This is a genomic window from Pseudomonas sp. Mb7 (genome assembly GCF_054790525.1).
Window position 1 is genome coordinate 6382539 of record NZ_CP186501.1, and the last position, 21349, is coordinate 6403887.

General features: G+C 61.6%; 12 protein-coding genes. 5 read left to right on the forward strand and 7 right to left on the reverse strand.

The genetic code is table 11. The features are described from left to right. The first annotated feature begins 74 nt into the window (after window positions 1-74). The 5 genes from cobG (at window position 75) to ACOYXH_RS28845 (ending at window position 11779) form a co-directional block, all read left to right on the forward strand. A complete protein-coding gene (gene cobG / locus ACOYXH_RS28825) occupies window positions 75-1370 on the forward strand; it encodes a precorrin-3B synthase (protein ID WP_305885173.1) in 1296 nt (431 codons plus the stop codon). Continuing rightward, window positions 1363-1989, forward strand: coding sequence for a precorrin-8X methylmutase (locus ACOYXH_RS28830; protein WP_093430238.1), 627 nt, complete (start codon window positions 1363-1365; stop codon window positions 1987-1989). Before cobG ends, ACOYXH_RS28830 begins: the two co-directional genes overlap by 8 nt. Then, window positions 1986-2720 carry a precorrin-2 C(20)-methyltransferase gene (locus tag ACOYXH_RS28835; protein ID WP_407082799.1) on the forward strand — a complete coding sequence of 245 codons (735 nt, stop codon included), beginning with the start codon at window positions 1986-1988 and terminating at the stop codon, window positions 2718-2720. Before ACOYXH_RS28830 ends, ACOYXH_RS28835 begins: the two co-directional genes overlap by 4 nt. Further along, a complete protein-coding gene (cobJ, locus tag ACOYXH_RS28840; RefSeq protein WP_258709177.1) occupies window positions 2720-4420 on the forward strand; it encodes a precorrin-3B C(17)-methyltransferase in 1701 nt (566 codons plus the stop codon). Before ACOYXH_RS28835 ends, cobJ begins: the two co-directional genes overlap by 1 nt. A 300-nt stretch (window positions 4421-4720) precedes the next feature. Next, the gene (locus tag ACOYXH_RS28845) at window positions 4721-11779 is read left to right on the forward strand and encodes a TcdA/TcdB catalytic glycosyltransferase domain-containing protein (RefSeq protein ID WP_460410142.1); all 7059 of its coding nucleotides are present in this window, start codon (window positions 4721-4723) and stop codon (window positions 11777-11779) included. A gap of 90 nt (window positions 11780-11869) precedes the next feature. Here ACOYXH_RS28845 and ACOYXH_RS28850 read toward each other — a convergent pair whose 3' ends face one another. From ACOYXH_RS28850 to ACOYXH_RS28880, 7 genes are all read right to left on the reverse strand, one after another. Next, on the reverse strand, window positions 11870-12466 hold the full coding sequence (locus tag ACOYXH_RS28850; protein WP_025111770.1) for a MarC family protein: 597 nt from the start codon (window positions 12464-12466) through the stop codon (window positions 11870-11872). Window positions 12467-12530: 64 nt separating this feature from the next. Then, entirely contained in the window at window positions 12531-15308 is a 2778-nt protein-coding gene (locus tag ACOYXH_RS28855) for a hybrid sensor histidine kinase/response regulator (RefSeq protein WP_095126112.1), read from the reverse strand. A gap of 99 nt (window positions 15309-15407) precedes the next feature. Next, complete coding sequence (gene purD / locus ACOYXH_RS28860; RefSeq protein WP_095047354.1) at window positions 15408-16703, reverse strand: phosphoribosylamine--glycine ligase; 1296 nt, start codon at window positions 16701-16703, stop codon at window positions 15408-15410. 149 nt (window positions 16704-16852) lie between these two features. Further along, window positions 16853-18460: a bifunctional phosphoribosylaminoimidazolecarboxamide formyltransferase/IMP cyclohydrolase gene (gene purH / locus ACOYXH_RS28865; protein ID WP_095047355.1), complete on the reverse strand. Its 1608-nt coding sequence runs from the start codon at window positions 18458-18460 to the stop codon at window positions 16853-16855. An 83-nt stretch (window positions 18461-18543) separates the two neighbouring features. Continuing rightward, window positions 18544-18864 carry a DNA-binding transcriptional regulator Fis gene (gene fis, locus ACOYXH_RS28870; RefSeq protein WP_003221275.1) on the reverse strand — a complete coding sequence of 107 codons (321 nt, stop codon included), beginning with the start codon at window positions 18862-18864 and terminating at the stop codon, window positions 18544-18546. Further along, window positions 18861-19871: a tRNA dihydrouridine synthase DusB gene (gene dusB, locus ACOYXH_RS28875; RefSeq protein WP_093430243.1), complete on the reverse strand. Its 1011-nt coding sequence runs from the start codon at window positions 19869-19871 to the stop codon at window positions 18861-18863. The genes fis and dusB overlap by 4 nt, the downstream gene beginning before the upstream one ends. 185 nt (window positions 19872-20056) lie before the next feature. After that, complete coding sequence (locus ACOYXH_RS28880) at window positions 20057-21334, reverse strand: DUF3426 domain-containing protein (RefSeq protein ID WP_093430244.1); 1278 nt, start codon at window positions 21332-21334, stop codon at window positions 20057-20059. Between the last annotated feature and the right edge of the window lie 15 nt (window positions 21335-21349).

The following is a 21349-nucleotide window of genomic DNA, read 5'->3' on the forward strand; positions in this document are numbered from 1 at the left end:
CAGGCATAATACCGCGCCTTCGCCCGCGAAGCGCCTTTCCCACGCAGCCGGTCAGCCCCTTGAACGAACGCCCGATGTCCACCGCCTTACGCCCCTCGGCCTGCCCGGGGTTACTGCGTATCGTCCAGGCACTGGACGGCGGCATCTGCCGGATCAAGCTCAATGGCGGTTCGATCAGCGTCGATCAGGCCGACGCGGTGGCCGATGCCGCCGAACAGTTCGGCGCGGCGATCGAGGCGACCAACCGTGCCAATCTGCAGATTCGCGGGATCGGTGAGCAATCTGCGGCACTGATCGAACGCTTGCTCGCCGCCGGTCTCGGCCCGCGCACGGCGGCCGGTGACGATGTGCGCAACCTGATGCTCAGCCCCGCTGCCGGCATTGATCGGCAGATGCAGATCGACACGCGCGGCCTCGCCGGGCAGATCCTCGATACTTTGCAAAGCCATCCACGGTTCCACGAGCTGAGCGCCAAATTCGCCGTGCAACTGGATGGCGGTGAAGCGCTGGCGATGCTCGAACATCCCCACGACCTGTGGTTGTCGGCGTTCGCGCGTGACGGTAAAACCTGGCTGGCGTTCGGCCTGGCCGGGTGCCCGACGGATCGCGCGGTCGGAGCGGTGGCGCTGGAGCACGGCCATGCGTTGGTGGTGGCGGTGCTGGAGTTGTTCCTGGCGTTGGCACGTCCCGAGCAGACGCGCATGCGTCATTTGCTCGATGAATTGCCGATGCCGGCGTTTCTGCAACAACTGAGCGCACGTTTGCCGATCAAGCCGATCAGCGATTGGCAGCGCACCGCCGTGGCGGACAATCTGCACATCGGAGTTCATCCGCAAAACACTGCGGGTCAGGTGTATATCGGTGCGGTGCCGGCGCTGGGCCGTCTCGATCCGGCGATGCTGCGCGGGGCTGCGCAACTGGCCCGCCAGTTCGGCAATGGCAGCCTGCGTTTTACGCCTTGGCAAAGCCTGCTGGTGCCGGGCGTCAAAGCAAGTGATGCGGCTCAGGTGCTGGAAGGTCTTGAGCAACTGAACCTGTTGACCCGCGCTACCGAGCCCCTCTCACGCCTGATCGCTTGCACCGGTGCCAGTGGCTGCGGCAAAGGCCTGGCCGACACCAAGCAGGACGCCCGCCATCTGGCGACGTTGCTGCCCTCGGCCCTCAACGTCCACCTCAGTGGCTGCACGCGCTCTTGCGCTGCCGCCCACTGTGCCCCGGCGACGTTGCTGGCCGTCAGTGCCGGTCATTACGACCTCTATTTTCGCGATGCGACGCTGCCGGGTTTCGGCGCGCTGCACGCACGCAACCTTACTATTGAAGCGGCCGCGACCCTGCTCGCCGCCCGCTCTCGGAGTCCCTTTGATGCTTGATTACATCCGCGATGGTCAGGAGATTTATCGCAACTCCTTCGCGATCATTCGCCGCGAGGCCAATCTGGCGCGCATCCCGGCCGATCTGGAAAAACTCGCGGTGCGGGTGATTCACGCCTGCGGCATGGTCGAGGCCATCGACGGTCTGCAGTTCTCCGAAGGTGCGGGCAAGGCCGGGCGCGATGCGCTCGCCGCCGGTGCGCCGATCCTCTGCGATGCGCGGATGGTCTCCGAAGGTGTGACACGTGCGCGCCTGCCGGCCAACAACGAAGTGATCTGCACCTTGCGTGACGAGAGCGTGCCGGAGCTGGCGCGCGAGCTGGGCAACACCCGTTCCGCCGCCGCACTGGAGCTGTGGCGTCCGCATCTGGAAGGCAGCGTCGTGGTAATCGGCAACGCGCCGACCGCACTGTTTTATCTGCTGGAAATGCTTGACGCCGGCGCACCGAAACCGGCGCTGATCCTCGGCTTCCCGGTCGGCTTCGTCGGTGCCGCCGAGTCGAAAGCCGCCCTGGCCGCCGACAGCCGTGGCGTGCCGTTCGTGATCATGCAAGGCCGCCTCGGTGGCAGCGCCATGGCCGCCGCCGCCGTTAACGCCCTCGCCACGGAGATCGAATGATGCAGGCCAAAGGACGTTTGCTTGGCCTGGGCGTCGGCCCGGGGGATCCGGAGCTGATTACCGTCAAAGCCCTGCGCCTGCTGCGCGAATCGCCGGTGGTGGCGTACTTCGTCGCCAAGGGCAAAAAGGGCAACGCGTTCGGCATCATCGAAGCGCATCTGCAACAGGCGCAGAACCTGTTGCCGTTGGTCTATCCGGTGACCACAGAAGCGCTGCCGGCGCCGCTGTCCTATGAGCAGGTCATCAGCGATTTCTACGACGAAGCCGCCGAGACGCTCGCCGCACACCTGGATGCCGGTCGCGATGTGGCGGTGATTTGTGAAGGTGATCCGTTCTTCTACGGCTCCTACATGTACCTGCACGATCGCCTCGCCAGCCGTTACGAAGCCCAAGTGGTGCCGGGCGTGTGCTCGATGCTGGGTGGCGCTTCGGTGCTCGGCGCGCCGCTGGTGTATCGCAATCAGAGCCTGTCGGTGCTCTCGGGCGTGTTGCCCCATGAAGAGTTGAAGCGGCGTCTGGCCGATGCCGACGCGGCGGTGATCATGAAGCTGGGGCGCAATTTCCCCAAAGTGCGTCAGGTCCTCGAAGAACTGGGTCTGGCCGAACGCGCGCTGTATGTCGAGCGTGCGACCATGGCCAATCAGAAGATCGTGCCGATGGATCAGGTCGAGCCGATGTCGTCGCCGTACTTCTCGCTGATCATTGTGCCGGGCGAACGGTGGCAAGGCTGATGACTCAATCTACGCCAGCCATCGTCATTCTCGGCCAGGGTAGCCTGGCCACCGCACGGCGCATTCAGCAGGTCTATCCGGCGGCGCAGATCCACGGCCTCGCCGGGCGCGTCGAAGGCGCCGATTGCACCTATCAGGAGTTCGGCGCGACCCTGCGTGCGCTGTATCAGCAGGACACGCCGATCATTGCCCTGTGCGCGGCCGGCATCGTTATCCGTACGCTGGCGCCGCTGTTGCTGGAAAAGGGCGCCGAGCCTGCGGTACTCGCCGTGGCCGAAGACGGCAGCGCCGTGGTGCCGCTGTTGGGTGGCCTTGGCGGGGTGAATGTCATGGCGCGCGACATCGCTGCCGGGCTGCAAGTCGCAGCCGCGATCACCACCAGTGGCGAGTTGCGTTTTGGCACGTGCCTGCTCAACCCTCCGAGCGGTTATGCCCTGGGCGATCTGGAACTGGGCAAGTGTTTTGTCTCCGACCTGTTGGCCGGTCACAGCGTGCGCATCGAAGGCGCGGCGCCGTGGCTGGATCAGGCGCAATTGCCGGAAGATCCGCAGGCGCAGCGCTCGATTCATGTCGGCAGTGCCGCGCGTGAGGCGAGTGCCAGTGAGTTGCTGATCTATCCACGCAGCGTCGCGGTGGCGGTGAGTGCCGAAACAGCTGACCTGGCGAATGCCGTTCGCCGCGCGTTGCAGCAGGCGAAAATCGCCGTGCAGTCGCTGGCCTGTCTGTTGGCCAGCGAGACGCAAATGGCTTCGCCACTTTTGCGTGAAGCGGCGCTTGAGCTGGGTGTGCCGCTGCGCTTCGTTGCGGCGCAAAGCGACATCGAAACTCTGGCACGTGCCGCAGTGCCTGAGGCTAAAGTTGTGGTCAGCCACGGCATGGCAATCGCGGTCGCCGAACAGCCGTTGGATGTTTCCAGCATTGGCCGGCCACGCGGCCGTCTCGCCGTGATCGGCCTCGGCCCCGGCGCTGCCGAACTGATGGTGCCAGCGGTGAAGGCCGAACTGGCCCGCGCCACCGATGTGCTCGGCTACGAAACCTACGTACGCATGGCCGGGCCGTTTCGCGACGATCAAGTGCAGCACTGCACCGACAACCGCGAAGAGATGCAGCGCGCCCGTCACGCCTTCCGGCTGGCTGCCGAAGGGCGCTCGGTGATTGTCGTGTCCTCGGGTGATCCCGGCGTGTTCGCCATGGCGGCGGCGGTGCTCGAAGCCTTGCACGAGTCGACGGACCCGGCGTGGCACAGCGTCGACCTGGAAATTCTCCCGGGTGTTTCCGCTTCGCTGGCCACCGCCGCGCAGGCCGGGGCGCCACTGGGCCATGACTTCTGCGTGATGTCGCTGTCGGACAATCTCAAGCCTTGGTCGATCATCGAAAAACGTCTGGATCTGGCCGCTGAAGCGGATCTGGCGTTGGCGTTCTACAACCCGATCTCCCGGGCGCGTCCGTGGCAACTGGGCCGGGCGCTGGAGATTGTCGCGCAGCATCGCGCACCTGAAACCCCCGTGGTGTTGGGTCGCGACATCGGCCGTCCGGGCCAGACCCTGCGCACCACGACACTCGGCGCCTTAACCCCCGAGCAAGTGGATATGCGCACCATGGTGTTGATTGGTTCTTCGACTACCTGCACCTTCCCGCGCGGTGACGGCGGCGTCTGGGTTTACACCCCGCGCTGGTACGGTGAAAAACCCGGGGCGTGAGAAAGTCGTGTTGAGCGTCAAGCGCAGTTGTAAGCAACTGCGTGAGACGTGATATCCGGTTAACGCTTCGGATTGAATCATTCCGCTCGAACACAAGGCCGCCAATCTTCTGGATTGGCGGCCTTGTGCGTTTGTGCGCAGGTAAGAAAACAGGCAATTCATTGCCACATGGTTCAAGCACAAACCCCGAGTGTTATTGGCTGTTTCACTGGACATCGTTTGAGTTTGTTCGGGTTTGAGCGTGGTACTCCAGTTCAATAGTTTCGTGGCGAACGAAGCCGTTATGGAAGAAGTGCCACGATGAAAACCAACAAGCCGTACGAAATCCTTTCCGTCAAAGACTTCTCGCAACTGCAGCGGGCGCTGAGCGAGTTTGCCGGCAGCGCTGAATACAAGGCGTTGCTGTCGCACTATGAACTGGCCAGACAAGCCGCTGATGACCCGCAGCGACTGCTGTTGATCAAGCTGTTTCAGGAGGCCCTGGAGTCGTTGCTCCAACGCAGGACTCAGCCCGTTTCCGAAGCCATCAGCCAGATCAGATCGGATCTGGTCAAGTCTGTCGCCAGGCTGGAGGACACACACGCCATGCTCCATGGCGTGGCCAGGCCCGTGGCGAAAATCATGCACTTTGTCTGGGTGGGCGGCAGTGAAGTCGGGGCCAATCAGCGCGACTACATGAACATCTGGCGCCAGGTGCTGGAGCCGCAGGGTTACCGCTTCAACCTCTGGTACGACAGTGATGCGTTGCTGGCCTTTGAAATGAACCGGGTGATCCTCGACAGCGCCAGAGTGGATGCGCTGGAGTCGGGCGGTGACAAGGTCAGCAAGGCTTTTCAGTTGTCGCAGATGATCGAGGACCGTGCGCGGGTGTTGAAGCAGCAGATGTTCGCCCACCTTCAGCAAGCACAGTGGCGGGGGCGAGCCGACGAAGCGCGTATCGACTTGATGGTGCGTGCCTACGGCAAGGATCGGGCGACGCTTGAAGCCTTTCGCCAGCGCTGCCTGCAGACGCATCAGGCGATGCTCGGAGCGGACCTGCAATTGCGCGATGTCGGCGACGAATTTGCCGGGCACTTTTTGCAGGATGTCTATCAGCGCGAGGTGGCCATGCGCGGCAATTTTGCCGCGGCGAGCGATGTCGTGCGCCTGCAGGCCGAATACCTCGAAGGTGGCCGTTACAGTGACATGGATTACTTGCCGCCACTGGCGGACACGCTGGCCGGTGTCGATATTCTCAGCGTCGGCGAAGAAGGCCGAATCGGCGTTTTGCAGTTGCTGTTGAACCACAATGAAGCCTTGATGCCGGGACGCGACCGCCAGCGTTATCTCGACCGCACTGACAAAATCCCGCCCGAACACCTCGAGGCATTGACGGCGTTTGCCCGTGAGCAACACCGGCTAAGCGAGATCTTTGTCGCACCGCAAGATCACGCGGTGCCGCAGGACGCGATGCGTTTGGGCACGGCCTATGGCTTGCCGGACTGGGCGGAAATGAATGCGCACATGCTGGCCCATCCCGGCAGTGCCATGACCCTGGCGTACATGCAGATGATCCGCCTCAATTATGACTGCCTGCTGGAAGTGGAGCGGCGTGCGGCGCTCGCCGGCATCGACGCGACGGATCAGGCACGGATGTTTGATGTGGTCGAGAATGTGGTCAACGAAGCTCAGGCGCAGGGCAAACTGCCTGAAGCGCAAGGCGAGGTGTTCCGCTCCAGACTGATCGACGCGATTTTTACCTATTACCGCGATGGCATTCGCCTTGAAGCCCGCGGCACCATCACCCTGACGGGCCCAGGGGCCGCCGCGGCCGCGCTGCTCAAATACATAGAGCAGCACCTGCAACCCGATCGACATGTGCAGATCCGTGAGCGCCTGAAGTTGCTCGAAGGCTACAACACCCACACCGAGGAGGAGATGATCTCCGGCTGGACCGTCGATGGTAAGGCCGAGCAATGGTTGCTCAAAGAGCGGGAGAAGTGGCAGAACGGCAAACTGAAATCGTGCTACGTCGGCCAACTGGCGGATCTGCTGAAAGCGCACACGCTAACCTTCAAGCAGGGCTGGCCGGTCATCGAAGGCCAACCGGTGATGTTGACCTCGGTATTGCAGCCACTGATGGACGATCTGGGCGAGCCGTTCCTGCGCGCGATGCAGGAGAAGTTGAGCGGCGACATGACGTTCAATTCAGCGATCTCCATCGGTTTCGACAGCCGTGAGCAGATTCGCGCGCAAACAGTCCGTGCGATTCCGCTTTCCCATGGCGCGGAGCCTACCCGCAATCTCAATGAGTTGTTCACCCTCGTTGCCCATGGCTCGCTGGCGGTTGAGCAACTCAGTCCGTTGCAACGCGTCATCCTCGGCGGGATGTTGGGGGCAAACAGTCTGGATGCCGCCGGGTTTGCCCCGGTCTGGCAGAGCGTTATGGACATCGCTCGGGGAACCGCTGAGGGTGGTTTGTTCGCCCGTTACCACGCGATCGAAAAGGCCCTGATTCAGCAGGCGGCGCCGAACTTCGAGGCGGGGCTTGCCGGCGCGAGCATCCACGGCACGCACACGGCGCGCGAACTCAAGGCGTTGGCGATGAGCGAACCGCTGACGCTGAAACAGTGGGGCGAGCACATCGGACAGATCAATCGCACGGCACAGCGTGAATACCACAGGCATATTTTCAAGCGGGGTGGCCAGGTGCGGGAGGCGTTGTTCCAGTCCGGCGCCGTGTCCGTCAGGCAACTGCCGCAGGATTTGTTGAGGCGCAGCACGGGCGACCCGGGACGCCGTTGCTATCCGCTGGCGTTGTTGATGGGCGCCGCCGTGGCGGCTGGCGGGTTGGCCGAGCGTGCACTGATCGGACGTGTGGCGAATGCCAGCCTGAGGCCGGAAGACGTTGATTCGCGGGCGTTGCTCAGTGCGCTGGATGAGCTGGGCGAGGTCTCCGGGCGTGCGATCGGACAGGCTCGTGGCCGGCAAAATCTCGACAGCGTGATGCAGACACTGGAAGCGAAAACCGCCCCCGGCGCCCTGCTGCTCGACACAGGCAATCACGCTTTGCTGGTGGCTAAAGTGCAAGTGGATGAGCAAACGTTCTATCGCTTTTATGATCCCAATTTTGCGATTTATGGATTTGCCGCAAGCGCAGAAATGAAGCAGGGCTTGGCACGCTATTTAAGTGACGACGGCAACACTTTGGCGAAGTTGTACGGCCTGACTGACATCGGCACTGCGCAGTTCGATGTAATCGAACTGGACACCGTAGCGCTCGCCGAGCGGACATTGTCGTCCGGGTTGCGCGTCGAGAGTTTTTTGCAAACCGCAGCTATCGCCGACCCTCAGGCGGCTTCGGTCTGGGCCAGGCAAGCTGTCGCACGCACGCGCTCACTCAGTGAAAACGCGCGGCTGGGGGCTAGCCTCGCGCAGTTGGACGCGCGTTACTGGGCGCAGGAATTTGATCAGGCGACCCGGCAATTGCGCGCTGAACACACATTGGGTCGCGACTATCTGCCGCTGCTGGAAACGCTCAAGGCAAACCCGGACGCGGGTTATTCGCTGACGCTGGTGGATGTACAGAACCCGGCCAGATCACTGACAGTCGGCACCGCCGATGCGCGGTTCGACAGGCTTAAAAAACACCTTCAACGTTTGGTTGTCACATTGACGGGCAAGCCGAGTACCGCGGTCGAAGCCGACGGCGGCAGTCGTCTGAGTTTCGCCTTCGCGATCCAGGCGTTGGTCACTGAAATGCGCCATCGTGACTATCAGGCTGATGGCGAGCGGGCGCCGGTTTTGTCGATAGCCCTGCAAGTGCAGGTCTATTTCAACTATGCGCAGTTGGGTTTCGGCGTATTGAGCGACACGGCCCAGACGATCAATCTGGTGCGTCAGGTGGCGGCCAGCGAACGGGCATTGACGCTTGGTCAGTCGTCGTTGTCCGGGCGTGTGCTGGGGCGTGCCACCACGGCAGGCGGATTGGTATTTTCGCTCGCCAACATCGGCTTCGATCTCCACAACCTGTCGGTGGCCGAGAACCACGAGCAACGCTCGCGGTTCTCCACATCACTGGTGTTCAACGTTGCAGCATTGGGGGTGGATGTTGTTGCTTTGGCGGCTGGCGGGGCGGTGGGCACGGCAGCGGCCGTTCTCTCGGTGCCGCTGCTGGGTGTCGGCATTGGGGTGACGGCGATTGCCAGCAACCTGGGACAGATCAGGGACAAGGCGACGGCGGTGGGCAATCATCTGCGTGCGATCGGTCATGCTTACCGGCGCGGTGCCTACACCTTGAAGGATGGCCTGCTGCAATTTCCCGCAGAGGCGGTCATCGTCAGTCTGAACCTGCAAACCAATGACGTGCGCTTCGACAGCCAGAAGTTTTACCCCTGGACGGGCGGGCCACTGGAACTGCCGCAGTACAACGATGACCCGCAGGCTATTCACCTGTCCCTCGATATCCGCCAGGCACTGGGGCTGCCCGAGGTCGTTCATCTTTACCGTGACGAAACCGATAGGCTTGAGACGCTGGTGCTGCCGTGCACGCCGATCTGCCATTACGGTTACGAGTATCAGTTGAAGGGGCTGGGCGGGTACACCTACGACCCCCTTCCCGGCGAGGTCGGGGACGCTGGCGACATCCCTGCTGAAACCCGCTACCCGCAAGTGACGGATCGCATGGCGGACACGCTGGAGTATGACCAACACGGAAACCGGCGCTTTTATCTCACCAGCAACCCGTCGCTGCCGCACATTCTGTACAAGCTGCATCCGGTCTATCAACCGACAGACATCAGCGTGGTGCTGGACAGTCAGGTACGCCAGTTGGTGGTGCCGACCCTGGAAGCGCTGGTGCACAACAGGATTTCCTACGCAATCAGCGCACCCGAGGGGCAATACCGGATCAGGCTTGCACCCGGCATCGTCTCGGTCAGATTTAATGGCCCTGCCAAGTGGATCGTGCAGGCGACCTGGGCTTGTCTGGAACAGGTCAGATTTGCCGTCCCGAATCGGGAAAATGATGATGAAGTCCAACTGATGGTTGATGGCACGGTGCTGTCGGTTTTCGATGGCTTGATCGAACTGGTCGAGGGCCTGTTCCGGGTCGATGGGTGGGAGCGCTGCCTTCGCTTGCAGTCGGTCACCCTTGATGAGCAAAGCCGCCTGCCGCAAATACTGGCGATGCTGCGCCAGCACGCCCGCGAAGGCCGATTGGTCGCAAATGCTGTGGCGCTGTACAAATTCCGGGTGCCCGCCGCCATGGTGGTGACCACCGCTTGGTATGACGCGACCAGTGATCGTTTGTTGTACGCACGCAATCTGCCGAGCGCGGTGAACGAGGGGCTGCTGTTGGGCGGCGCCGGTGCCCGCCATGCCTGGTTCTACCATCCGCAACGGGCGACGGTCTGGCGTGTCGACACGATCACCGGCACGGTTGTGCATCGCTACCGCTTGATGAACCCCGCGAGCGGGTCGCACATCATGGGTTGTGTCCAGGACGCCGATGGCAGTTTGCGAGTGTTGCAACGCTTGCTGATCGACGCCCGGATAACTGAAACCGAAACCACACTGGAGTATCGCCTCAGCGATGCGGCCGTGGTCCTGACGGGCATCAAGTCGTCGTTTATCGAGGAACCCACCGCGCGCCCCGGGCAGGGCGACTTGCATCACTTCACGACCTTCGGCGCGTATAACGATGAAACCCCGGGCATGGCCAATGCCATCAGCACCTGGGTATATGCATCGTTCGTTTACGCGCGCACCTACTACTTCGAAGGATTGCGCCGGCGTGCCTGGGTCAACAAACGCACGGGCCACTATTTTTCGGCGGGGTTGGGCAGTGAGGCGGACATGGTCATGTTGATGCCGGCCGATCCGCAGAGCGGTGCGCTGCTGTTCTACAGCAAGCAAGCGCAGACCATCAGTCAAGGGGTGGAGCCGAGGGTGGGGCAATTCATCAATCGGGTCATCGAGCGCGATATTGTCGACGTCACCCAAACGTTCGGAAGCTACATTGCCACCAAGGCCGACGGCCGCCTTTTCGAGGTCGACACCAACCTTAAAGATGAGCAGTGGATGGGCGGCATTCCCACACCGAATATTCTGAAATTTGCCGGCCTCGGCCAGCGCTGGCTACAGCTCAACTCCGACTGGCTGGACGCTTTGCCGGCGCTGGCAAAAGTCTACAAAGCCGAACCTTTTCCGCTCATCGGATTGGGCAATGGGGCGGGTCATGCATTTCTGCCGGCGTGGTGCATCGAGGAGCAATTCGTTGTGTCGAACATCGGTCCTGAAGTGCAGTTGACGCCGTTGGGACTGACGCCGGACAAACAGGCCGCATGGTTGCTGGAGGGTTCGACCGGGCGGCTTTATCGCCAGCCGACGATTGCCATCGGGGCATTGCGCGTCGCGTTTGCTGCAGGGCCGCAGCGCGTGAGTCCCGAGCAGTTGCCCATGGCAGAAAAGGTCTGGTCGCAGTGGTCATTTGTTCACGTGCTGAGGCATGGACAAGGTCTGCTCGGGCAAACCCGCGACGGGGTCAATGTCGAGCTGCACGATCAGCAGCCAGCGCGGATCATCAGCGTGGAGAATCGCTGGTCGCACGTGCAGGGGCAGACGGCCGAGCAGTGGCGTACGCGCTTGAAAGGATTGCTCGCGGGACAGCTCCACGCGCAGGTTCTGCCGGTCGAGCACACCGGCACGCGCTACACGTATTACCTGCCTGCAACGGATCGCTTGTTTGAGGTCACCGCCCGCCATGCGCGACAGTGGCCGACGTTTCTTGGCACGCGCCAAAACACCGCTGCGCTGCTATTCGACGCAATTGACGGACTTGTCTTCAGCGCAGGCCCGGTCGATCCTGATCCTGTCTGGATTCCGGGCTGCCACGCGCACCGCGAAGGCGAGGTGTTGTCCCTGTCCTTGAGCGATGAGGTGACCGATGTCTGCGCATTGTTGCCCGATGGTATCGACACACTGATTCTAGCCTTCGGTTCCCGGGAAACCGGGTATCGCATCACCGACGAAACCTGGCAGCGTCTGGACTGCATCGTGGTCGATACGCGGCTGGCAGCGGACGACGATGGTTCGGGCACGAACCTGCTGTTTCTCGACATGGCTGACTGCGCGCGCCTTTTGATGTCGCGGGTTGAAGGGCATCTGGTGATTGCCGACCCGGACAGTGCAAGCACGCTGATTGTGCGGGATGTCGAGCCGCAGGGCGGCGAGGAAAACACGCCAATGGAAATAACAGTCCGGCTCAATGAGCGGCTCCACTGCACGTTTACCCTTACCGATTGGTTGCAGCGTTTTGCACGGCTGCAGGGCGATAACGCCGTGGTCAGTCTGAACGTGCTGATTGAGGCAGCGCTTTGAACTCAAAACCGATGTAGAAGCAAAAAGGGCCGTGAAGAATAAATTCACGGCCCTTTGCAAGAAGTGTACGGACGTATTCGATGCGCTTGTTCAGGGCACCAAATAGCCTTTGACCCCTGTAAAAATGATCTGCGCCGCCAAAGCGCAAACAAACAATCCCATCAAACGACTGACGATCTGTAAGCCCTGATCGCCCAGAATCCGCTCGATACGATTCGACAGGTACAGCACCACGCCGACGGTAAAACTGGCCAGGGCAATACTCATGATCGCGGTGAGTTTGTCGTCCCAGTGCGGCTGGCTGACGCCCATCACCAGCAAGGCACCGATGGTGCCCGGGCCGACGGTCAGCGGGATGGTGAGCGGCACGATGGTGACGTCCTGCTGCACATTGTCGGCCTGTACCGCCGGTTTGCCCTGCGCCATCCCCAGTGCCGAAATGAACAGCACACTGCCGGCGCCGATGCGAAACGCATCCACGGTGATGCCGAACACATCGAAAATTACCCGCCCGAACAAATACAGTAAAACGCTGGAGACCAGCGTGGCCACGGCGACTTTCCAGGCCAGCCGCCGTTGTTCCTTGCGCGAATAACCGCGGGTCAGGCTGATAAAGCACGACAGCACGAAGAACGGGCTGTAGAGCACCAGCATCTTCAGGTAAACGCTGAACAACACATGGAGCATGGTGCAAGCTCACTGGCGAGGGAATTCGTGGGGGAGTCTATCAGGCGCTACGGGGTCTGTCGGCTCAGGAGGTGGGCGTCGTGGCACGGTTCTGCTGATCACGCTCGGCTACCCAGTGCTCGATCAGCTCGCGCAATTGTGACAACTCGACCGGCTTGGACATGTGCCCATCCATCCCGGCCTGACGCGCGCGCTCCTTGTGTTCGGCGAGAATATGCGCCGTCAACGCCACGATCGGCGTGCGAATGCGTTGATTGCTGACTTCCCAGGCGCGCAATTGCTGGGTCGCCGAGAAGCCATCGAGGATCGGCATTTCGCAGTCCATCAGCACCAGATCGTAACGCTGGGCTTTCATCGCTTGCAGGGCTTCTTCGCCGTTGGCGGCGGTGTCCGGTTGCAGGTTGAGCTTGCCGAGCATGCCGCGAATCACTTTGGTCGAAATCGTGTTGTCTTCGGCGACGAGGATGCGGAAATCGCTCGGCACTTTCGCCGCCGTGGCCGGGGTGACCACTTGCGGCTGGAACACCACCTGACCTTTGTTGCGCTGGTTGAGCTCGTCGGCCAGGGTGGTCTTGAGGGTGTAGCCGGCCACCGGTTTGGCGAGGATGCGTTTGATCCCCGAGTTGCGCGCGATGATCTTGCTCGGCGCATTGCTGATGCCGGTTAGCATGATCAGCAGGATGTCGTGGTTCAGACTCGGGTCTTCCTTGATCTTGGCCGCGAGCTGCATGCCGGTCATGCCGGGCATGTTCTGATCGAGCAACACCACATCAAAGTAATCACGCAGGTGCGCCTTGGTCCGCAGGAGAGCCAACGCTTCCTTGCCTGAAGGTACGGCGCTGACATTCAGCCCCCACGCACTGCATTGCTGGACCAGCACTTTGCGGCAGGTGTCGTTGTCGTCGACCACCAGGACCCGCGCGCCCTGCAGCGGACTGTCGAGATCGGAGGTCGGGTGTTCGAGGCGGTCGGGGTCCAGCGGCAAAGTCAGCCATAACGTGCTGCCTTGATTGGCGCCGCTCTTGATGCCGAACTCGCCATGCATCAAGCGGATCAGTTGTCGCGCGATCACCAGCCCCAGGTTGCCACCCAGACGATTGGCCGAAAGGAAGTGCTTGCTGTGCAGTTCGGCGTGCATCAGTGCGTCACGCTCTTCCTGATCCATCGGTTCACCGCTGTCCTGCACGGCGATGCGCAGACGCGGTTTGTTGCTGCGCTCGTCGAGGGCGACGACGATCAGCACTTCACCTTCATCGGTTTTCTTCAGGGCGTTTTCCAGCAGGCTCAGCAGAGTCTGGCGCAGGCGGGTCGGGTCGCCGCTGATCACCCGCGGTACTTGCGGCTGGATAAAGCTGATCAGTTCGACGTTCTGCTGTTCGGCCTTGGCCCGGTAGATGCTCAGGCAGTCGTCGATCAAGGCATTGAGGTCGAACTGCACATCGTCCAGTTCGATCTGCCCGGACTCGAGCTTGGAGATGTCGAGAATCTCGTTGATCAACGTCAGCAATTCGTTGCCGGCGCTGTGGATGGTCTGCACGTAGTCGCGTTGCTTGACCGACAGTGGCGTGCCCAGCAGCAGTTCGGTCATGCCCAGCACGCCGTTCATCGGCGTGCGGATTTCGTGGCTGATCTTGGCGAGGAACTCGGCTTTGGCGTTGATCTCGGCATTGCTCGCGGCGAGGTCGCGGCTGACGCTGAAACGACTTTCGGTGATGCTGCGCTGACGCTCGCCGAGGGCGATGCTCATCAGCAGCCCGCTGATACAGATGAATGCCATCAGGGTCATGATCAGACCCTGCGGCGACACCAGTGTCAGCCCCAGCAACGCGGGAAGAATGATCAAGGTGCCGATGTTGAACACCACCATTGCGGCGACGAACAGGCGCGCCGGGCGGTAACCCTTCTGCCAGTGATAGAAGGCGACAAACAACATGCTCAGGCCGGCCAGGGCCACCAGGGCATAGGTGATGATGTTCAGCGGCAGGGTATTGACGAACAGCAGCAACAGGCTGCAGGTGACGATAAACAGGATGTCGCCAATCAACAGTTTGTTCAGCGGGTGCGGGCCGAGCGGCGCGAAGAAGCGATAGGCGAACATCAATCCTGCGGGAGCGGTCAGCAGCAACGCCAGATAGGCGCCCGGGGTCTGCACCGCGTGCCAGTTCGGCAGCCAGGGGCCGGCGAGGTTGAGCAGCAGCAACAGACTGAGGCCCAGCAGGCCCTCGCAGACCGCCAGCCACAGGCTGCTGCGCGAGCGGGAGTAGGCGTAGCGCACAAGGTTGTGCAACAGCAGCATGGCGAGACAGCCGAACAGCAAGCCGAAGATCAGCGTCTGATTGTGGTTGGCCGCGCTCATCACCGCCGATTGCAGGGTGACGTGCGGGCGCAACTGGTGATCGGAGACCAGGCGCAGATAAACATCGAGCGGTTTGTCGGTCTGTGGCAACGGCAGCATGAAGTCGCTGCTCGGCAACGGCCTTTCGGCCTGTGGCTGGTCGGTGCCGGTGTTGCGTTGCTCGATCAGCTTGTCACCGTCGAGTACGTAGAGATTGAGCTGTGACAGGTCGGGGGCAAAGATGCGCAGCACTTGTTCGTGCTTGCCCGGCGCCAGTTTGAAGCGCAACCACAGGGCGCCATCGGGCTCGGCCGCAGTGAGGCGGTCGAGGTCGATGGGGCTGAATTGATTGGTGTAGCGAGCGGAGCGGATATCGCTCAGTTGCAGACTGCCCTGATCGTCAAGCAATACCGACCAGCCACTGCCTTGCGCGGCCTGGGCCGGGAGCATGCAGAGCAAGGTCAGCAACGTGACGGTGAAGCTTATGGCAATCCTGAGCCAGCGCACGGCGAAATCCCTTCGTAGGTTGATGCCAGAATATAACGATGCGCGGCGGCGGAACAGCCCGGCGAGGAACGGTATCCCTCGCCGGGCTCGATCGACAGCTTATTCCTGGGTTTCGCCACGTTCACGGGCAATGGCGCGGTAGCCAATGTCCTTGCGGTAGAAGCAGCCTTCCCAGTCGATGGCTGCTGCCAGCTTGTAGGCTTGCTGCTGAGCTTCACCGACGCTGGCGCCCATTGCAGTGGCGCAGAGTACGCGACCACCGGCAGTGACAACCTGACCATCCTTCAGCGCGGTACCCGCGTGGAAGACTTTGCCTTCCAGGCTCGCCGCTGCGTCCAGACCGTTGATCGCCGCGCCCTTGGCGTAGTCGCCCGGGTAGCCGCCAGCGGCCAGCACGATGCCGACGCTCGGGCGTGGATCCCACTGTGCTTCAACCTTGTCCAGCGCTTGCGCCAGAGCGGCTTCAACCAACAGCACCAGGCTCGATTGCAGACGCAGCATCACTGGTTGGGTTTCCGGGTCGCCGAAGCGGCAGTTGAACTCGATAACCTTTGGATTACCAGCCTTGTCGATCATCAGACCGGCATAGAGGAAACCGGTGTAGACATTGCCTTCTTCAGCCATGCCACGCACGGTCGGCCAGATCACCAGATCCATCACGCGCTGGTGCACGTCGGCAGTGACCACCGGGGCAGGGGAGTAGGCACCCATGCCGCCAGTGTTCGGGCCGCTGTCGCCGTCGCCAACACGTTTGTGGTCCTGGCTGGTGGCCATCGGCAGGACGTTTTTGCCATCGACCATGACGATGAACGAGGCTTCTTCGCCGTCGAGGAATTCTTCAATTACCACGCGCGAACCGGCGTCGCCGAACGCATTGCCAGCAAGCATGTCGCGCACGGCGTCTTCGGCTTCGGCCAGGGTCATGGCGACGATCACGCCTTTACCGGCCGCCAGGCCATCGGCCTTGATCACGATCGGTGCGCCTTTTTCACGCAGATAAGCCAAGGCCGGCTCGATCTCGGTGAAGTTCTGGTAGTCGGCGGTCGGGATCTTGTGGCGAGCCAGGAAATCCTTGGTGAAGGCCTTCGAACCTTCCAGCTGCGCAGCGCCGGCGGTCGGACCGAAGCAGTCCAGGCCACGGGAGCGGAACAGATCAACAACGCCAGCGACCAGCGGCACTTCCGGGCCGACGATGGTCAGGGAAACGTTTTTCTCGGCGAAGTCGGCCAGTTGCTCAAGAGCCAATACGTCGATGGCGACGTTCTCGCACTTGGCTTCGATGGCGGTGCCAGCGTTGCCCGGTGCGACGAACACCTTCTGCACGCGCGGATCCTGAGCCACTTTCCAGGCCAGGGCGTGTTCACGGCCACCGCTGCCAATGATCAAAACATTCATTTCAAAAACCTCGGATGACGCTAATTCTGTGGGGGCTGATCGTTCCCACGCTCTGCGTGGGAATGCCTCTACGGACGCTCTGCGTCCAAGGGACGCGGAGCGTCCCGGGCTGCGTGCCCACGCAGAGCGTGGGTACGATCAAGCAATAATCAGTGACGGAAGTGACGCATGCCCGTAAAGACCATGGCGATGCCAGCCTCATCGGCAGCAGCAATCACTTCAGCATCACGCATCGAGCCGCCCGGCTGGATCACTGCAGTGATGCCGACCTTGGCCGCGTTGTCGAGGCCGTCGCGGAACGGGAAGAACGCGTCCGATGCCATCACCGAACCCGCTACTTGCAGACCGGCGTGCTCAGCCTTGATCGCGGCGATACGCGCCGAGTTTACGCGGCTCATCTGGCCAGCGCCGACACCGATGGTCTGACGGTTCTTGGCGTAGACGATGGCGTTGGACTTCACGTACTTGGCCACTTTCCAGGCGAAGATCAGGTCGTGGATTTCCTGTTCGGTCGGCGCGCGTTTGGTCACGACTTTCAGGTCATCGGCGCTGATCATGCCGATGTCGCGGCTCTGTACCAGCAGTCCGCCATTGACACGCTTGTAGTCCCACGCGGCTGCGCGGTCTGCCGACCACTCGCCGCAGGCCAGCAGGCGCACGTTGGCTTTGGCCGCAACGATGGCGCGGGCTTCTGCGCTGACGCTTGGGGCGATGATCACTTCAACGAACTGACGCTCGACGATCGCTTTGGCGGTCTCGGCATCCAGTTCACGGTTGAAGGCGATGATGCCGCCGAACGCCGATTCGGTATCGGTGGCGTAAGCCAGTTCATAGGCCTGACGGATGCCGCCTTCAGCGTCCGGGCTGACCGCCACGCCGCACGGGTTGGCGTGCTTGACGATCACGCAGGCTGGCTTGACGAAGCTCTTCACGCATTCCAGCGCGGCGTCGGTGTCGGCCACGTTGTTGTACGACAGTTCTTTGCCTTGCAGTTGGGTCGCGGTAGCGATGCCGACTTCGGCAGGCTTGGCTTCCACGTAGAACGCCGCGCTCTGGTGCGGGTTCTCGCCGTAGCGCATTTCCTGGGCCTTGATGAACTGGCTGTTGAAGGTGCGCGGGAATTCGCTGCGGCCTTCAGTGCTCAGGGTTTCAGCCGCTTGATTCACGGTGCCCATGTAGTTGGCGATCATGCCGTCGTAGGCGGCCGTGTGTTCGAAGGCCTTGAGCATCAGGTCGAAACGCTGCGCGTAGGTCAGGCCACCGGCTTTCAGGCCTTCCAGGACGCTGGCGTAATCGCTGGCATTCACCACGATCGCTACGTCTTTATGGTTTTTCGCTGCCGAACGGACCATGGTCGGGCCGCCGATGTCGATGTTCTCGATGGCGGTCGGCAGGTCGCAGCCTGGCTTGTTGATGGTGGCTTCGAACGGGTACAGGTTGACCGCCACCAGATCGATCGGCTTGATGCCGTGCTCGCTCATGATTGCGTCGTCGATACCGCGACGACCGAGGATGCCGCCGTGGATTTTCGGGTGCAGGGTTTTCACCCGACCGTCCATCATTTCGGCGAAACCGGTGTAATCCGCGACTTCCACTGCGGCAACACCGTTGTCGCGCAGCAGCTTGAACGTTCCGCCGGTGGAGAGGATCTCGACGCCCAGAGCTTCAAGCTCCTTGGCGAATTCGAGGATCCCGGTCTTGTCGGAAACGCTGATCAAGGCGCGGCGGATCGGCAGGCGGGTAGTCTGGTCGGTCATCTCAATTTCCATCAAAAGCAAAGGAAGTCAGCAAAAAAGGCGACCGTTTTTTACGCGGGCGCCTTTCTGGTTTGATTGAATGCTTACAGCAGATCGTACTGCTTGAGTTTCTTGCGCAGCGTGCCGCGGTTAAGTCCGAGCAGCTCACTGGCCTTGGTCTGGTTGCCCTTGACGTAGTTCATCACGCTTTCGAGCAGGGGAGCCTCGACTTCGGAGAGCACCAGGTTGTACACATCCGTGACGGACGCGCCCTCAAGGTGGGCGAAATAATTGTGCAGCGCCTTCTCGACACTCCCGCGAAGGGTCTGGCCTTCTTCGCTCGGGGTATTGAGGTGCTGTTTCAAATTCACGTTGTCGCTCACGGGTGCTGTTCCACTCACTAAAGTCTCGGTCATCATCGTCATGCGGCCACCCCTTCTTCGTCCCCTGTCAGGCTCTTGTAACGCTCGGCGAAAAACTCCCGAACGTTGGCGCATTGTGTTTCCGTACCATCCAAACGATTGAAGTGGGCGCGAAACTCCCTGGCGCCCGGCAAGGTTGCGAGATACCAGCCCACATGCTTGCGCGCAATGCGCACGCCCATCACATCCCCATAGAAAGCGTGAAGGGCGGCCAGATGCTCCAGCAGAATGTGTTCCACTTCGATCAGTTCCGGTGCCGGCAATTTCTCGCCGGTACGCAGGAAGTGTTCGATCTCGCGAAAAATCCATGGCCGCCCTTGGGCGGCGCGGCCTACCAACAGGCCATCGGCACCGGTCGCGTCGAGCACGTAACGGGCCTTTTCCGGCGAATCGATATCGCCATTGGCAAACACCGGCATCGACACCGCCTGCTTGATCGCGGCAATCGTGTCGTACTCGGCTTCACCGGTGTACAGATCGGCGCGAGTGCGGCCATGCACTGCCAGCGCGGTGATCCCGGCCTGCTCGGCGATCTTCGCCACGGTCAGGCCGTTCTTGTTGTCGCGATCCCATCCGGTGCGGATCTTCAAGGTGACCGGCACATCAACCGCAGCCACAACGGCCTGCAGGATCTCGGTCACCAGTGCTTCGTCCTTCAACAACGCGGAACCGGCGGCCTTGTTGCAGACCTTCTTTGCCGGGCAACCCATGTTGATATCAATAATCTGCGCGCCCAATTCGACGTTGGCCCGGGCCGCATCCGCCAGCATCTGCGCGTCGCCACCGGCAATCTGCACCGAGCGGGGCTCGGGATCGCCTTCGTGGATCATGCGCATGCGCGACTTGCGGGTGTTCCACAGGCTCATGTCACTGGTGACCATTTCCGAGACTACAAGCCCTGCGCCCAAACGCTTGCACAGCTGACGAAAGGGCTGGTCGGTGACGCCCGCCATCGGGGCGAGAATCAAGCCGTTCTGCAATGTGTATGGGCCGATGCGTACCGCCGACATAGGACTTCCCTGAGGTGGGGCCGGATCATGAGAGTTCGAAAAAGGGTTGGCATGATACCCGCTCTCGATGACTGGATAAAGGCTGAATTGAACAAAATCTGAACAGTTATTCCGTTATCGCCACAGGTTTGGTTGTGGGTGGCAAAGTCAGAAAACCGCCGTCAATTGCAAACCGCCGCAGGGATTCACTCGGGCGAGTGGAAACTCAGGCTGTAATTCACTGCTTTCGGGCCTGGGTCGAGGATATCCAGCGCAATGTGGATCGGCGTTTGCGGCGGCATTTCCGCCAGACCTTCGAGGTCCCCTCTGAGGTACTCGCCGGGTTTGAAGCGACGACTGGCGATCAAGTGTCCATTGAGGTCGGCGAAACGCAGTTCCAGTAATGGAAAGGGCTGAGAGAACGTCGCGCGGTTATAAATGATCGCGTCGACCACCAATGCGCCGTTGAACTCCGGATGACTGCGCACCACCAGATTGCTGCTCTTGATCCGGGCGATGTCGACCTTGGACGGCACCGTGCAGCCGATCTGCGGGCAGATTTGCTGGAACCACGGACGGTATTGATCCTGGCGGGCCAGTTCGTCGAAATGATAGGCGATGTATTGGGCAGCCAGTCCGCCCGCCGCCAGTAGCACCAACAGCAACCAGAGCAAACGGCGTCCCCACGGCGAGCGGCGTTTCTGCCAGTCCAGTTGCAGCGGGTCGTCAGTCAGGTCCTGCAGGACTTCAGCACGTACACCGGGTTCTGCGCGCTCGCGCTTTTTGCGCAGCGGCTCGATCGATGGCAACTCGTCGCCGTCATCGATATCGTCGCTGGCAGAAAATCGTTCACGACGGGCGTTCGGATCGATCGGGTCGTGAAGGCGCAGTTGCGGGATCGCCGGCTCGTCGTCGAGATCTACCGGTTCCAAAGTCAGCGAAGGCTCAGTGCGCGCGGCTTTGGCCGGTTCGATCTCCGAGACTTCTGCCTCGTCGTCGGGCTCGATCGTGTGCTCATCGGCATGTTCGCTGAACAGGCTGTCGCGCCAGACGGTTTCGTCCGGCTCAGGCATGTCGCGCCGGGCGCTCAGGGAATCTTCGCGGGGACGACCGAATTCGGTGGTCGGCTGGATTTCCCGTTGCTCGAGGCGGGCAAGTTCCTGGTCCAGATCGAGGCTGTCGAGATCCAGCTCCGAGGCGCTCCACTGCTTTTGGCTGATGGCGCGCGGTGCCGGCGGCTCGACGATGGCTACGGGTTCGACGGCTGGCGTCGACTCGACAATCGGCGGTGGCTCGGCAAGCGAAGGCGCGACCGGCGTCACCGCGTCCTTGCCAGCGTGTTGTTCCAGCAGCTGTTTGGCGGCGTTGAACACTTGCAGGCAGGAGCCGCAGCGAACCACCCCGCGGGCCACGCTCAATTGAGCATGGCTGACACGGAAACTGGTTTGGCAATGCGGGCACTGGGTGACGAAGCTGTCAGTCATGCGGCGATCCGGATT

What these genes read in the sequence shown, in the direction of transcription:
- cobG (WP_305885173.1), top strand. Translation starts at nt 75, where the DNA reads ATGTCCACCGCCTTACGCCCCTCGGCCTGCCCGGGGTTACTGCGTATC.
- ACOYXH_RS28830 (WP_093430238.1), top strand. Translation starts at nt 1,363, where the DNA reads ATGCTTGATTACATCCGCGATGGTCAGGAGATTTATCGCAACTCCTTC.
- ACOYXH_RS28835 (WP_407082799.1), top strand. Translation starts at nt 1,986, where the DNA reads ATGATGCAGGCCAAAGGACGTTTGCTTGGCCTGGGCGTCGGCCCGGGG.
- cobJ (WP_258709177.1), top strand. Translation starts at nt 2,720, where the DNA reads ATGACTCAATCTACGCCAGCCATCGTCATTCTCGGCCAGGGTAGCCTG.
- ACOYXH_RS28845 (WP_460410142.1), top strand. Translation starts at nt 4,721, where the DNA reads ATGAAAACCAACAAGCCGTACGAAATCCTTTCCGTCAAAGACTTCTCG.
- ACOYXH_RS28850 (WP_025111770.1), bottom strand. Translation starts at nt 12,466, where the DNA reads ATGCTCCATGTGTTGTTCAGCGTTTACCTGAAGATGCTGGTGCTCTAC.
- purD (WP_095047354.1), bottom strand. Translation starts at nt 16,703, where the DNA reads ATGAATGTTTTGATCATTGGCAGCGGTGGCCGTGAACACGCCCTGGCC.
- purH (WP_095047355.1), bottom strand. Translation starts at nt 18,460, where the DNA reads ATGACCGACCAGACTACCCGCCTGCCGATCCGCCGCGCCTTGATCAGC.
- fis (WP_003221275.1), bottom strand. Translation starts at nt 18,864, where the DNA reads ATGACGATGATGACCGAGACTTTAGTGAGTGGAACAGCACCCGTGAGC.
- dusB (WP_093430243.1), bottom strand. Translation starts at nt 19,871, where the DNA reads ATGTCGGCGGTACGCATCGGCCCATACACATTGCAGAACGGCTTGATT.
- ACOYXH_RS28880 (WP_093430244.1), bottom strand. Translation starts at nt 21,334, where the DNA reads ATGACTGACAGCTTCGTCACCCAGTGCCCGCATTGCCAAACCAGTTTC.